At 53.6% G+C, this 12,416-nt stretch carries 11 protein-coding genes; 8 read left to right on the top strand and 3 right to left on the bottom strand.

Annotated features, from left to right (window positions below):
• Window positions 1-2: 2 nt before the first annotated feature.
• A complete protein-coding gene (tatC, locus tag RTW80_RS13830; protein WP_000109943.1) occupies window positions 3-779 on the top strand; it encodes a Sec-independent protein translocase subunit TatC in 777 nt (258 codons plus the stop codon).
• Between the two features lie 41 nt (window positions 780-820).
• On the top strand, window positions 821-1,603 hold the full coding sequence (tatD, locus tag RTW80_RS13825) for a 3'-5' ssDNA/RNA exonuclease TatD (RefSeq protein ID WP_032247440.1): 783 nt from the start codon (window positions 821-823) through the stop codon (window positions 1,601-1,603).
• Here tatD and rfaH read toward each other — a convergent pair.
• A complete protein-coding gene (gene rfaH / locus RTW80_RS13820; protein WP_001192396.1) occupies window positions 1,600-2,088 on the bottom strand; it encodes a transcription/translation regulatory transformer protein RfaH in 489 nt (162 codons plus the stop codon). The genes tatD and rfaH overlap by 4 nt on opposite strands.
• A gap of 166 nt (window positions 2,089-2,254) precedes the next feature.
• Here rfaH and ubiD point away from each other — a divergent pair, with 166 nt between their 5' ends.
• The gene (gene ubiD / locus RTW80_RS13815; protein ID WP_000339796.1) at window positions 2,255-3,748 is read left to right on the top strand and encodes a 4-hydroxy-3-polyprenylbenzoate decarboxylase; all 1,494 of its coding nucleotides are present in this window, start codon (window positions 2,255-2,257) and stop codon (window positions 3,746-3,748) included.
• Between the two features lie 45 nt (window positions 3,749-3,793).
• The gene (gene fre, locus RTW80_RS13810; protein ID WP_000209826.1) at window positions 3,794-4,495 is read left to right on the top strand and encodes an NAD(P)H-flavin reductase; all 702 of its coding nucleotides are present in this window, start codon (window positions 3,794-3,796) and stop codon (window positions 4,493-4,495) included.
• 282 nt (window positions 4,496-4,777) lie between these two features.
• Here fre and fadA read toward each other — a convergent pair whose 3' ends face one another.
• Together fadA and fadB are read right to left on the bottom strand one after the other, a co-directional pair.
• Window positions 4,778-5,941: an acetyl-CoA C-acyltransferase FadA gene (gene fadA, locus RTW80_RS13805; RefSeq protein ID WP_000438729.1), complete on the bottom strand. Its 1,164-nt coding sequence runs from the start codon at window positions 5,939-5,941 to the stop codon at window positions 4,778-4,780.
• 9 nt (window positions 5,942-5,950) lie between these two features.
• A complete protein-coding gene (gene fadB, locus RTW80_RS13800; protein ID WP_312719348.1) occupies window positions 5,951-8,140 on the bottom strand; it encodes a fatty acid oxidation complex subunit alpha FadB in 2,190 nt (729 codons plus the stop codon).
• A gap of 189 nt (window positions 8,141-8,329) precedes the next feature.
• Between fadB and pepQ the strand changes: the two genes are divergently transcribed.
• Genes pepQ through hemG form a run of 4 tightly spaced genes read left to right on the top strand, consistent with a single transcriptional unit; the run spans window position 8,330 to window position 12,322 of the window.
• Window positions 8,330-9,661 carry a Xaa-Pro dipeptidase gene (pepQ, locus tag RTW80_RS13795; protein ID WP_000444561.1) on the top strand — a complete coding sequence of 444 codons (1,332 nt, stop codon included), beginning with the start codon at window positions 8,330-8,332 and terminating at the stop codon, window positions 9,659-9,661.
• The gene (locus RTW80_RS13790; RefSeq protein WP_001295262.1) at window positions 9,661-10,275 is read left to right on the top strand and encodes an IMPACT family protein; all 615 of its coding nucleotides are present in this window, start codon (window positions 9,661-9,663) and stop codon (window positions 10,273-10,275) included. The genes pepQ and RTW80_RS13790 overlap by 1 nt, the downstream gene beginning before the upstream one ends.
• Window positions 10,276-10,313: 38 nt before the next feature.
• Window positions 10,314-11,765, top strand: a complete 1,452-nt coding sequence (gene trkH / locus RTW80_RS13785; RefSeq protein WP_000545677.1) for a Trk system potassium transporter TrkH — start codon at window positions 10,314-10,316, stop codon at window positions 11,763-11,765.
• Between the two features lie 11 nt (window positions 11,766-11,776).
• On the top strand, window positions 11,777-12,322 hold the full coding sequence (hemG, locus tag RTW80_RS13780) for a menaquinone-dependent protoporphyrinogen IX dehydrogenase (protein WP_000853959.1): 546 nt from the start codon (window positions 11,777-11,779) through the stop codon (window positions 12,320-12,322).
• The last annotated feature ends 94 nt before the right edge of the window (window positions 12,323-12,416 follow it).

The raw sequence follows: 12,416 nt of genomic DNA, 5'->3' as shown, positions 1-12,416 counted from the left end.
ACATGTCTGTAGAAGATACTCAACCGCTTATCACGCATCTGATTGAGCTGCGTAAGCGTCTGCTGAACTGCATTATCGCGGTGATCGTGATATTCCTGTGTCTGGTCTATTTCGCCAATGACATCTATCACCTGGTATCCGCGCCATTGATCAAGCAGTTGCCGCAAGGTTCAACGATGATCGCCACCGACGTGGCCTCGCCGTTCTTTACGCCGATCAAGCTGACCTTTATGGTGTCGCTGATTCTGTCAGCGCCGGTGATTCTCTATCAGGTGTGGGCATTTATCGCCCCAGCGCTGTATAAGCATGAACGTCGCCTGGTGGTGCCGCTGCTGGTTTCCAGCTCTCTGCTGTTTTATATCGGCATGGCATTCGCCTACTTTGTGGTCTTTCCGCTGGCATTTGGCTTCCTTGCCAATACCGCGCCGGAAGGGGTGCAGGTATCCACCGACATCGCCAGCTATTTAAGCTTCGTTATGGCGCTGTTTATGGCGTTTGGTGTCTCCTTTGAAGTGCCGGTAGCAATTGTGCTGCTGTGCTGGATGGGGATTACCTCGCCAGAAGACTTACGCAAAAAACGCCCGTATGTGCTGGTTGGTGCATTCGTTGTCGGGATGTTGCTGACGCCGCCGGATGTCTTCTCGCAAACGCTGTTGGCGATCCCGATGTACTGTCTGTTTGAAATCGGTGTCTTCTTCTCACGCTTTTACGTTGGTAAAGGGCGAAATCGGGAAGAGGAAAACGACGCTGAAGCAGAAAGCGAAAAAACTGAAGAATAAATTCAACCGCCCGTCAGGGCGGTTGTCATATGGAGTACAGGATGTTTGATATCGGCGTTAATTTGACCAGTTCGCAATTTGCGAAAGACCGTGATGATGTTGTAGCGTGCGCTTTTGACGCGGGAGTTAATGGGCTACTCATCACCGGCACTAACCTGCGTGAAAGCCAGCAGGCGCAAAAGCTGGCGCGTCAGTATTCGTCCTGTTGGTCAACGGCGGGCGTACATCCTCACGACAGCAGCCAGTGGCAAGCTGCGACTGAAGAAGCGATTATTGAGCTGGCCGCGCAGCCAGAAGTGGTGGCGATTGGTGAATGTGGTCTCGACTTTAACCGCAACTTTTCGACGCAGGAAGAGCAGGAACGCGCTTTTGTTGCCCAGCTACGCATTGCCGCAGATTTAAACATGCCGGTATTTATGCACTGTCGCGATGCCCACGAGCGGTTTATGACATTGCTGGAGCCGTGGCTGGATAAACTGCCTGGTGCGGTTCTTCATTGCTTTACCGGCACACGCGAAGAGATGCAGGCGTGCGTGGCGCATGGAATTTATATCGGCATTACCGGTTGGGTTTGCGATGAACGACGCGGACTGGAGCTGCGGGAACTTTTGCCGTTGATTCCGGCGGAAAAATTACTGATCGAAACTGATGCGCCGTATCTGCTCCCTCGCGATCTCACGCCAAAGCCATCATCCCGGCGCAACGAGCCAGCCCATCTGCCCCATATTTTGCAACGTATTGCGCACTGGCGTGGAGAAGATGCCGCATGGCTGGCTGCCACCACGGATGCTAATGTCAAAACACTGTTTGGGATTGCGTTTTAGAGTTTGCGGAACTCGGTATTCTTCACACTGTGCTTAATCTCTTTATTAATAAGATTAAGCAATAGCATGGAGCGAGCCTCACCATCGGGTTCGGTGAAAATGGCCTGAAAGCCTTCGAACGCGCCTTCGGTAATAATCACCTTATCACCCGGATAAGGGGTTGCCGGATCGACAATGTCTTTCGGTTTATATACCGATAGCTGATGAATAACCGCCGATGGGACTATCGCTGGCGACGCGCCAAAGCGCACGAAGTGGCTGACACCGCGGGTCGCGTTGATAGTCGTGGTATGAATCACTTCTGGATCAAATTCCACAAACAGGTAGTTGGGGAACAATGGCTCACTGACTGCAGTACGTTTTCCACGCACGATTTTTTCCAGGGTGATCATCGGTGCCAGGCAATTCACAGCCTGTCTTTCGAGGTGTTCCTGGGCACGTTGAAGTTGCCCGCGCTTGCAGTACAGTAAATACCAGGATTGCATAATGACTCTTATCCGTTTAATCGGGGCGCAAGGATAGCAAAAGCTTTACGCTAAGTTAATTATATTCCCCGGTTTGCGTTATACCGTCAGAGTTCACGCTAATTTAACAAATTTACAGCATCGCAAAGATGAACGCCGTATAATGGGCGTAGATTAAGAGGCTACAATGGACGCCATGAAATATAACGATTTACGCGACTTCCTGACGCTGCTTGAACAGCAGGGTGAGCTAAAACGTATCACGCTCCCGGTGGATCCGCATCTGGAAATCACTGAAATTGCTGACCGCACTTTGCGTGCCGGTGGGCCTGCGCTGTTGTTCGAAAACCCTAAAGGCTACTCAATGCCGGTGCTGTGCAACCTGTTCGGTACGCCAAAGCGCGTGGCGATGGGCATGGGGCAGGAAGATGTTTCGGCGCTGCGTGAAGTTGGTAAATTATTGGCGTTTCTGAAAGAGCCGGAGCCGCCAAAAGGTTTCCGCGACCTGTTTGATAAACTGCCGCAGTTTAAGCAAGTATTGAACATGCCGACAAAGCGGCTGCGTGGTGCGCCCTGCCAACAAAAAATCGTCTCTGGCGATGACGTCGATCTCAATCGCATTCCCATTATGACCTGCTGGCCGGAAGATGCCGCACCGCTGATTACCTGGGGGCTGACAGTGACGCGCGGCCCGCATAAAGAGCGGCAGAATCTGGGCATTTATCGCCAGCAGCTGATTGGTAAAAACAAACTGATTATGCGCTGGCTGTCGCATCGCGGCGGCGCGCTGGATTATCAGGAGTGGTGTGCGGCGCATCCGGGCGAACGTTTCCCGGTTTCTGTGGCGCTGGGTGCCGATCCTGCCACGATTCTCGGTGCAGTCACCCCCGTTCCGGATACGCTTTCAGAGTATGCGTTTGCCGGATTGCTACGCGGCACCAAAACCGAAGTAGTAAAGTGTATTTCCAATGACCTCGAAGTGCCAGCCAGTGCCGAAATCGTCCTGGAAGGGTATATCGATCCTGGTGAGATGGCGCCGGAAGGGCCGTATGGTGACCACACAGGTTACTATAATGAAGTCGATAGTTTCCCGGTGTTTACCGTGACGCATATTACCCAGCGTGAAGATGCGATTTACCATTCCACCTATACCGGGCGTCCGCCAGATGAGCCCGCGGTACTGGGCGTGGCGTTGAACGAAGTGTTTGTACCGATTCTGCAAAAACAGTTCCCGGAAATTGTCGATTTTTACCTGCCGCCGGAAGGCTGTTCTTATCGTCTGGCGGTAGTGACGATCAAAAAACAGTACGCCGGACACGCGAAGCGCGTCATGATGGGCGTCTGGTCGTTCTTACGCCAGTTTATGTACACTAAATTTGTGATCGTTTGCGATGATGACGTCAACGCACGCGACTGGAACGATGTGATTTGGGCGATTACCACCCGTATGGACCCGGCGCGGGATACTGTTCTGGTAGAAAATACGCCTATTGATTATCTGGATTTTGCCTCGCCTGTCTCCGGGCTGGGTTCAAAAATGGGGCTGGATGCCACGAATAAATGGCCGGGGGAAACCCAGCGTGAATGGGGACGTCCCATCAAAAAAGATCCAGATGTTGTCGCGCATATTGACGCCATCTGGGATGAACTGGCTATTTTTAACAACGGTAAAAGCGCCTGATGCGCGTTTGTTTTGCCCTATTTATCGATCCGACAGAGAAAGCGCATGACAACCTTAAGCTGTAAAGTGACCTCGGTAGAAGCTATCACGGATACCGTATATCGTGTCCGCATCGTGCCAGACGCGGCCTTTTCTTTTCGTGCTGGTCAGTATTTGATGGTAGTGATGGATGAGCGCGACAAACGTCCGTTCTCAATGGCCTCGACGCCGGATGAAAAAGGGTTTATCGAGCTGCATATTGGCGCTTCTGAAATCAACCTTTACGCGAAAGCAGTCATGGACCGCATCCTCAAAGATCATCAAATCGTGGTCGATATTCCCCACGGAGAAGCGTGGCTGCGCGATGATGAAGAGCGTCCGATGATTTTGATTGCGGGCGGCACCGGGTTCTCTTATGCCCGCTCGATTTTGCTGACAGCGTTGGCGCGTAACCCAAACCGTGATATCACCATTTACTGGGGCGGGCGTGAAGAGCAGCATCTGTATGATCTCTGCGAGCTTGAGGCGCTTTCGTTAAAGCACCCTGGTCTGCAAGTGGTGCCGGTGGTTGAACAACCGGAAGCAGGCTGGCGTGGGCGTACTGGTACCGTGTTAACGGCGGTATTGCAGGATCATGGTACGCTGGCAGAGCATGATATCTATATTGCCGGACGTTTTGAGATGGCGAAAATTGCCCGTGACCTGTTTTGCAGTGAGCGTAATGCGCGGGAAGATCGCCTGTTTGGCGATGCGTTTGCATTTATCTGAGATATAAAAAAACCCGCCCCTGACAGGCGGGAAGAACGGCAACTAAAACTTTATTCAGTGGCATTTAGATCTATGACGTATCTGGCAAACCATGCCCGATGCGACGCTGTCGCGTCTTATCGTGCCTACAAATAGTCCGAACCGTAGGCCGGATAAGGCGTTTACGCCGCATCCGGCAATTGGTGCACGATGCCTGATGCGACGCTGGCGCGTCTTATCAGGCCTACATTGGTGCCGGATCTGTAGACCGGATAAGGCGTTCACGCCGCATCCGGCAAGTGGTTAAACCCGCTCAAACACCGTCGCAATACCCTGACCCAGACCGATACACATCGTCGCCAGACCAAACTGAACGTCTTTGCGCTCCATCAGATTCAGCAGCGTGGTGCTGATACGCGCACCGGAACAACCCAGCGGATGACCCAGCGCGATCGCGCCACCATTGAGGTTGATCTTCTCGTCAATCTGCTCCATTAGCCCGAGATCTTTAATGCACGGCAGGATCTGCGCGGCAAAGGCTTCGTTCATCTCAAACACGCCGATATCGCTGGCAGAAAGCCCCGCTTTTTTCAGCGCCAGCTTTGAGGCCGGAACCGGGCCGTAACCCATAATCGATGGGTCACAACCAACGACCGCCATCGAACGCACACGAGCGCGCGGCTTAAGACCTAATTCATGGGCGCGGCTTTCACTCATCACCAGCATGGCAGCTGCGCCATCGGAAAGTGCAGAAGATGTGCCCGCCGTTACCGTACCGTTTACTGGATCAAACGCCGGACGCAGCGTGGCGAGGGCTTCCACGGTGGTTTCCGGGCGAATCACTTCGTCGTAATTAAACTGCTTCAGGACGCCGTCGGCATCGTGACCACCGGTCGGGATGATTTCATTTTTAAATGCGGCCGACTGCGTGGCGGCCCAGGCACGAGCGTGCGATCGCGCGGCAAAGGCATCCTGCATTTCACGGCTGATACCGTGCATACGCGCCAGCATTTCTGCTGTTAAGCCCATCATGCCCGCCGCTTTGGCGACATTGCGGCTCAGGCCGGGGTGAAAATCGACGCCGTGACTCATCGGCACATGGCCCATATGCTCCACGCCGCCAACCAGACATGCCTGCGCATCGCCGGTCATAATCATCCGTGCTGCGTCATGCAGTGCCTGCATGGATGAACCACACAAGCGATTGACGGTAACCGCCGGGACAGAGTGTGGTACTTCTGCCAGCAGCGCCGCGTTACGGGCGATGTTAAAACCCTGCTCCAGCGTCTGCTGCACACAACCCCAGTAAATATCGTCGAGGGCCGCCGCTTCCAGCGCCGGGTTACGCGCCAGCAGGCTACGCATTAAATGAGCGGAGAGATCTTCTGCACGCACGTTACGAAAAGCACCGCCCTTCGAACGGCCCATCGGGGTGCGAATTGCATCGACAATGACAACCTGTTCCATTGTGACTCCTTAAGCCGTTTTCAGGTCGCCAACCGGACGGGCTGGCTCAACCGGAGGATAGTACGGTTCGTTATGACGCGCTTTATTACGCAGACCTTCCGGCACTTCATACAGCGGGCCGAGGTGCTGATATTGCTGTGCCATATCGAGGTATTTTGCGCTACCGAGGGTGTCCAGCCAGCGGAACGCGCCGCCGTGGAACGGAGGGAAGCCCAGGCCGTAGACCAGCGCCATATCCGCTTCCGCCGGAGTGGCGATAATGCCTTCCTCCAGACAGCGCACCACTTCGTTGACCATCGGGATCATCATGCGGGCGATAATCTCCTCTTCGCTGAAATCGCGCTTCGGCTGGCTCACTTCTGCCAGCAGGTCTTCAACGGCGGCGTCTTCTTCTTTCTTCGGCTTACCTTTGCTGTCTTCTTTATAACGCCAGAAACCGAGGCCGTTCTTCTGACCAAAGCGGTTGGCATCAAACAGCGCGTCGATGGCATCGCGGTAATCTTTCTGCATCCGCTGCGGGAAGCCTGCTGCCATGACAGCCTGAGCGTGATGCGCGGTATCAATCCCCACAACGTCCAGCAGGTATGCCGGACCCATCGGCCAGCCAAACTGTTTTTCCATCACTTTGTCGATCTTGCGGAAGTCTGCGTCGTCGCGCAGCAACTGGCTGAATCCGGCGAAGTAGGGGAACAGTACACGGTTAACGAAGAAGCCGGGGCAGTCGTTGACCACAATCGGCGTCTTGCCCATCTTGCTCGCCCATGCGACGACTTTCGCGATGGTTTCGTCGGAGCTTTTCTCGCCGCGAATAATTTCTACCAACGGCATCCGGTGCACCGGGTTAAAGAAGTGCATCCCGCAGAAGTTTTCCGGACGTTCCAGCGCGTTGGCCAGTTCGCTGATAGGAATGGTTGAAGTGTTAGACGCCAGCACGGTATCCTGGCGTACTTTTTGTTCGGTTTCTGCCAGTACGGCTTTTTTCACTTTCGGGTTTTCAACAACCGCTTCTACCACAACATCCACGCGGTCAAACCCGGCGTAGTCGAGCGTTGGGTGGATTGTGGAGATCACGCCAGCCAGTTTCAGACCATCGATCTTGCCGCGCTCAAGCTGCTTGTTCAGCAGTTTCGCGGCTTCGGTCATGCCGAGGGTTAACGACTTGTCGTTGATATCTTTCATGACAACCGGCACGCCTTTCCACGCAGACTGGTAAGCGATGCCGCCGCCCATAATGCCTGCGCCCAGCACAGCGGCCTGTTTCGGGGTTTCAACGTCTTTGGTGAGTTTCTTCGCTTTGCCTTTTACATATTGATCGTTAAGGAATATGCCGACCAGTGCGCGAGCTTCGTTGGTATGCGCCAGCGGGACAAAACTTTTGTTTTCCAGGTTTAGGGCTTCTTCACGACCAAAACGGGCCGCAGCTTCAATGGTTTTTACTGCGGTGATGGGGGCCGGATAATGTTTCCCCGCCGTTTGTGCGACCATCCCTTTAGCGATGGTGAAGCTCATGGTGGCTTCAATCTTGCTCAGTTTTAGCGGTTCCAGCTTCGGCTGACGTTTCGCTTTCCAGTCGAGGTCGCCGTTAATGGCCTGGCGTAAAATCGCCATCGCCCCTTCAATCAGTTTTTCTGCTTTGACTACGCCATCCACCAGACCGATTTTCAGCGCCTGATCCGCGCCGACATCTTTACCGGCGGCAATGATTTCCAGCGCACTGTCAGCGCCCAGCATACGTGGCATACGTACAGAACCGCCAAAGCCCGGCATGATGCCCAGTTTGGTTTCCGGCAGACCGATGCGCAGATCCGGCGTCGCCAGACGATAATCGGTCGCCAGCACGCATTCGCAGCCACCGCCCAGCGCATAGCCATTGACGGCAGCAATGGTCGGCACCGGCAGATCTTCCAGGCGATTAAACACGCTATTGGCAAAGTGCAGCCACTGACTTAACTGTTCTTCAGGAACGAGGAACAGGGACAAAAATTCGGTGATATCAGCACCGACGATAAAGGCTGCTTTGTTCGAACGTAGCAGCAGCCCTTTTAGATCTGATTGCTGTTCCAGCACGCCGATGGCCTCGCCGAGGCTGGCGACGGTCGCAGTGTCGAGTTTATTAACTGAACCTGGGGCATCAAATACCAGTTCGGCAATGCCATCTTCCAGCCAGTCAAGGTACAGGGTGTCGCCTTTGTAAAGCATGTCAGTCTCCTGAATCCGCAAGGTGATCTGGTCGTACCAGATGAGTCGAAGTGTGTATTTTGTGTTAAAAATATGCAAACAAAAGATTAAAGAAATGCCGATCTGATCACGCTCGGCAGAAATCACGCTCTGGATGAACGATGTGCTAAGATGCGGAGACTTAAGGTCAAAAAAACAGAAGGGTAAAAAATGGAATCACTGGCCTCGCTCTATAAAAATCATATAGCTACCTTACAGGAACGGACTCGCGATGCGCTGGCGCGCTTCAAGCTGGATGCGTTACTTATTCACTCCGGCGAGCTGTTCAATGTTTTTCTCGACGATCATCCCTATCCGTTTAAAGTGAACCCGCAATTCAAAGCGTGGGTGCCGGTAACTCAGGTGCCAAACTGCTGGTTGCTGGTGGATGGCGTGAACAAGCCGAAACTGTGGTTCTATCTGCCGGTTGATTACTGGCACAACGTCGAACCGCTGCCGACCTCCTTCTGGACTGAAGATGTGGAAGTGATCGCACTGCCGAAAGCCGATGGCATTGGTAGCCTGCTGCCCGCTGCGCGCGGCAATATCGGTTATATCGGTCCGGTGCCGGAGCGTGCGCTGCAACTGGGTATTGAGGCCAGCAACATCAACCCGAAAGGGGTTATCGACTACCTGCATTACTATCGCTCCTTCAAAACCGAGTACGAACTGGCCTGTATGCGTGAAGCGCAGAAAATGGCGGTCAACGGTCATCGTGCGGCAGAAGAAGCGTTCCGTTCTGGCATGAGCGAGTTCGATATCAACATTGCCTATCTGACCGCGACCGGTCATCGTGATACCGACGTACCTTACAGCAACATTGTGGCGCTTAACGAACACGCTGCGGTGCTGCATTACACCAAACTGGATCATCAGGCGCCGGAAGAGATGCGCAGCTTCCTGCTGGATGCCGGGGCCGAATATAACGGCTATGCGGCTGACCTGACCCGTACCTGGTCGGCAAAAAGTGACAACGATTACGCACAGCTGGTGAAAGACGTAAATGATGAACAACTGGCGCTGATCGCGACCATGAAAGCTGGCGTTAGCTATGTGGATTACCACATCCAGTTCCATCAGCGCATCGCCAAACTGCTGCGTAAACATCAAATCATCACCGATATGAGTGAAGAAGCGATGGTCGAAAACGATCTCACCGGACCGTTTATGCCGCACGGTATCGGCCATCCGCTGGGCCTGCAGGTGCATGACGTCGCCGGTTTTATGCAGGATGATAGCGGTACGCACCTCGCGGCACCGGCAAAATATCCGTACCTGCGCTGCACCCGTATTCTCCAGCCGGGCATGGTGTTAACCATCGAACCGGGTATCTACTTCATTGAATCGCTACTGGCACCGTGGCGTGAAGGGCAGTTCAGCAAGCACTTCAACTGGCAGAAAATTGAAGCACTGAAACCGTTCGGCGGCATTCGTATCGAAGACAACGTGGTGATCCACGAAAACAACGTGGAAAACATGACCCGGGATCTGAAACTGGCGTGATGGAAAGCTGGTTAATTCCTGCGGCACCGGTCACGGTCGTTGAAGAGATCAAAAAGAGCCGCTTCATAACACTGTTGGCGCATACCGATGGCGTTGAGGCGGCGAAAGCGTTTGTTGAATCGGTGCGGGCAGAACACCCCGATGCCCGCCACCATTGCGTGGCGTGGGTGGCGGGTGCGCCGGATGATTCTCAACAGCTGGGTTTCTCTGACGACGGGGAGCCGGCAGGAACGGCAGGTAAACCGATGCTCGCCCAGCTAATGGGCAGCGGCGTCGGGGAAATTACCGCTGTGGTAGTGCGCTACTACGGTGGCATATTGCTTGGCACCGGTGGGTTAGTGAAAGCGTATGGCGGCGGCGTGAATCAGGCGCTGCGCCAGCTAACGACCCAACGCAAGACGCCATTAACCGAATATACTTTGCAATGTGAATATAGTCAGTTAACCGGCATTGAAGCGTTGCTGGGGCAGTGTGACGGCAAAATTATCAACAGTGATTATCAGGCATTCGTTCTGCTGCGGGTGGCGCTTCCGGCGGCGAAAGTGGCTGAATTTTCCGCAAAGCTGGCGGATTTTAGCCGTGGTTCATTGCAATTGTTAGCGATTGAAGAATAATCCCCACTTCGTTTTGCAGAACTAAGGAAGCGGCAGAGATGCATTTTCGCGCCATTACCCGAATCGTTGGACTACTGGTCATCTTATTTTCAGGGACCATGATTATCCCTGGGCTGGTAGCACTCATCTACCGGGATGGAGCGGGCCGCGCTTTTACCCAGACCTTTTTTGTCGCCCTCGCCATTGGCTCTATGCTGTGGTGGCCGAACCGCAAAGAGAAGGGCGAACTGAAATCCCGTGAGGGGTTTCTGATAGTGGTGCTGTTTTGGACCGTGCTGGGTAGTGTCGGTGCGCTCCCTTTTATCTTCTCGGAAAGCCCGAACCTCACGATTACCGATGCGTTTTTTGAATCTTTCTCTGGCCTGACCACCACCGGGGCCACTACGCTGGTGGGGCTGGATTCGCTCCCTCATGCCATCCTCTTTTATCGCCAGATGCTGCAATGGTTTGGCGGGATGGGGATCATCGTGTTAGCGGTTGCGATACTGCCTATCCTCGGCGTGGGTGGGATGCAGCTCTATCGCGCAGAAATGCCCGGCCCGCTGAAAGATAACAAAATGCGCCCGCGAATTGCGGAAACGGCGAAAACCCTGTGGTTGATTTATGTCTTGCTGACCGTCGCCTGTGCGCTGGCGTTGTGGTTTGCCGGAATGGATGCCTTTGATGCCATCGGCCATAGCTTTGCGACTATCGCTATTGGCGGCTTCTCGACACATGATGCCAGTATCGGTTATTTCGACAGCCCGACTATTAACACTATCATTGCTATCTTCCTGCTGATCTCCGGCTGTAACTACGGTCTGCACTTTTCACTGTTAAGTGGGCGTAGTCTGAAGGTTTATTGGCGCGATCCGGAATTTCGCATGTTTATCGGCGTACAGTTTACGCTGGTGGTTATTTGTACACTCGTACTGTGGTTTCATAATGTCTACAGTTCGGCGCTGATGACAATTAACCAGGCGTTTTTCCAGGTGGTATCGATGGCGACAACCGCCGGGTTTACGACTGACAGCATTGCCCGCTGGCCGCTCTTTTTGCCGGTACTGCTTTTATGTTCAGCTTTTATCGGCGGTTGTGCCGGGTCAACGGGCGGTGGCCTGAAAGTGATCCGCATCCTGCTGCTGTTTAAGCAGGGGAACCGTGAGCTGAAACGACTGGTGCATCCGAACGCCGTCTATAGCATTAAGCTGGGGAATCGCGCACTGCCGGAACGTATCCTCGAAGCCGTTTGGGGATTTTTCTCCGCCTATGCATTGGTGTTTATTGTCAGTATGCTGGCGATTATCGCCACGGGCGTGGATGACTTTTCTGCTTTTGCCTCGGTTGTTGCGACATTGAATAACCTGGGGCCGGGGCTTGGCGTGGTTGCTGATAACTTTACCAGTATGAACCCGGTGGCTAAATGGATCCTGATTGCCAACATGCTGTTTGGTCGTCTCGAGGTCTTTACATTGCTGGTGCTCTTTACCCCGACTTTCTGGCGTGAATGATGGAGTAATACGTGAAAACATTAATTCTTTTCTCAACAAGGGACGGACAAACGCGCGAGATTGCCTCCTACTTGGCTTCGGAACTGAAAGAACTGGGGATCCAGGCGGATGTCGCCAATGTGCACCGCATTGAAGAACCACAGTGGGAAAACTACGACCGTGTGGTCATTGGTGCTTCTATTCGCTATGGTCACTACCACTCTGCGTTCCAGGAATTTGTCAAAAAGCATGCGACGCGGCTGAATTCGATGCCGAGCGCCTTTTACTCCGTAAACCTGGTGGCGCGTAAACCGGAGAAGCGCACTCCACAGACCAACAGCTACGCGCGGAAGTTTCTGATGAACTCGCAATGGCGTCCCGATCGCTGCGCGGTCATTGCCGGGGCGCTGCGTTACCCACGTTATCGCTGGTACGACCGTTTTATGATCAAGCTGATTATGAAGATGTCAGGCGGTGAAACGGATACGCGCAAAGAAGTTGTCTATACCGATTGGGAGCAGGTGGCGAATTTCGCCCGAGAAATCGCCCATTTAACCGACAAACCGACGCTGAAATAAGCACAAAGAATGAAAAATGCGCGGTCAGAAAATTATTTTAAATTTCCTCTTGTCAGGCCGGAATAACTCCCTATAATGCGCCACCACTGACACG

The sequence above is a fragment of the Escherichia sp. AM3 genome (genome assembly GCF_032029835.1).
Lineage (GTDB): Bacteria > Pseudomonadota > Gammaproteobacteria > Enterobacterales > Enterobacteriaceae > Escherichia > Escherichia coli.
Note: the sequence above shows the minus strand (reverse complement) of the source record. Positions and strands in the feature narration are given on the sequence as shown.

Coding starts and splice junctions, on each gene's coding strand:
- rfaH (WP_001192396.1), bottom strand. CDS start 2,088: ATGCAATCCTGGTATTTACTGTACTGCAAGCGCGGGCAACTTCAACGT.
- tatC (WP_000109943.1), top strand. CDS start 3: ATGTCTGTAGAAGATACTCAACCGCTTATCACGCATCTGATTGAGCTG.
- ubiD (WP_000339796.1), top strand. CDS start 2,255: ATGGACGCCATGAAATATAACGATTTACGCGACTTCCTGACGCTGCTT.
- pepQ (WP_000444561.1), top strand. CDS start 8,330: ATGGAATCACTGGCCTCGCTCTATAAAAATCATATAGCTACCTTACAG.
- RTW80_RS13790 (WP_001295262.1), top strand. CDS start 9,661: ATGGAAAGCTGGTTAATTCCTGCGGCACCGGTCACGGTCGTTGAAGAG.
- fre (WP_000209826.1), top strand. CDS start 3,794: ATGACAACCTTAAGCTGTAAAGTGACCTCGGTAGAAGCTATCACGGAT.
- tatD (WP_032247440.1), top strand. CDS start 821: ATGTTTGATATCGGCGTTAATTTGACCAGTTCGCAATTTGCGAAAGAC.
- fadA (WP_000438729.1), bottom strand. CDS start 5,941: ATGGAACAGGTTGTCATTGTCGATGCAATTCGCACCCCGATGGGCCGT.
- trkH (WP_000545677.1), top strand. CDS start 10,314: ATGCATTTTCGCGCCATTACCCGAATCGTTGGACTACTGGTCATCTTA.
- fadB (WP_312719348.1), bottom strand. CDS start 8,140: ATGCTTTACAAAGGCGACACCCTGTACCTTGACTGGCTGGAAGATGGC.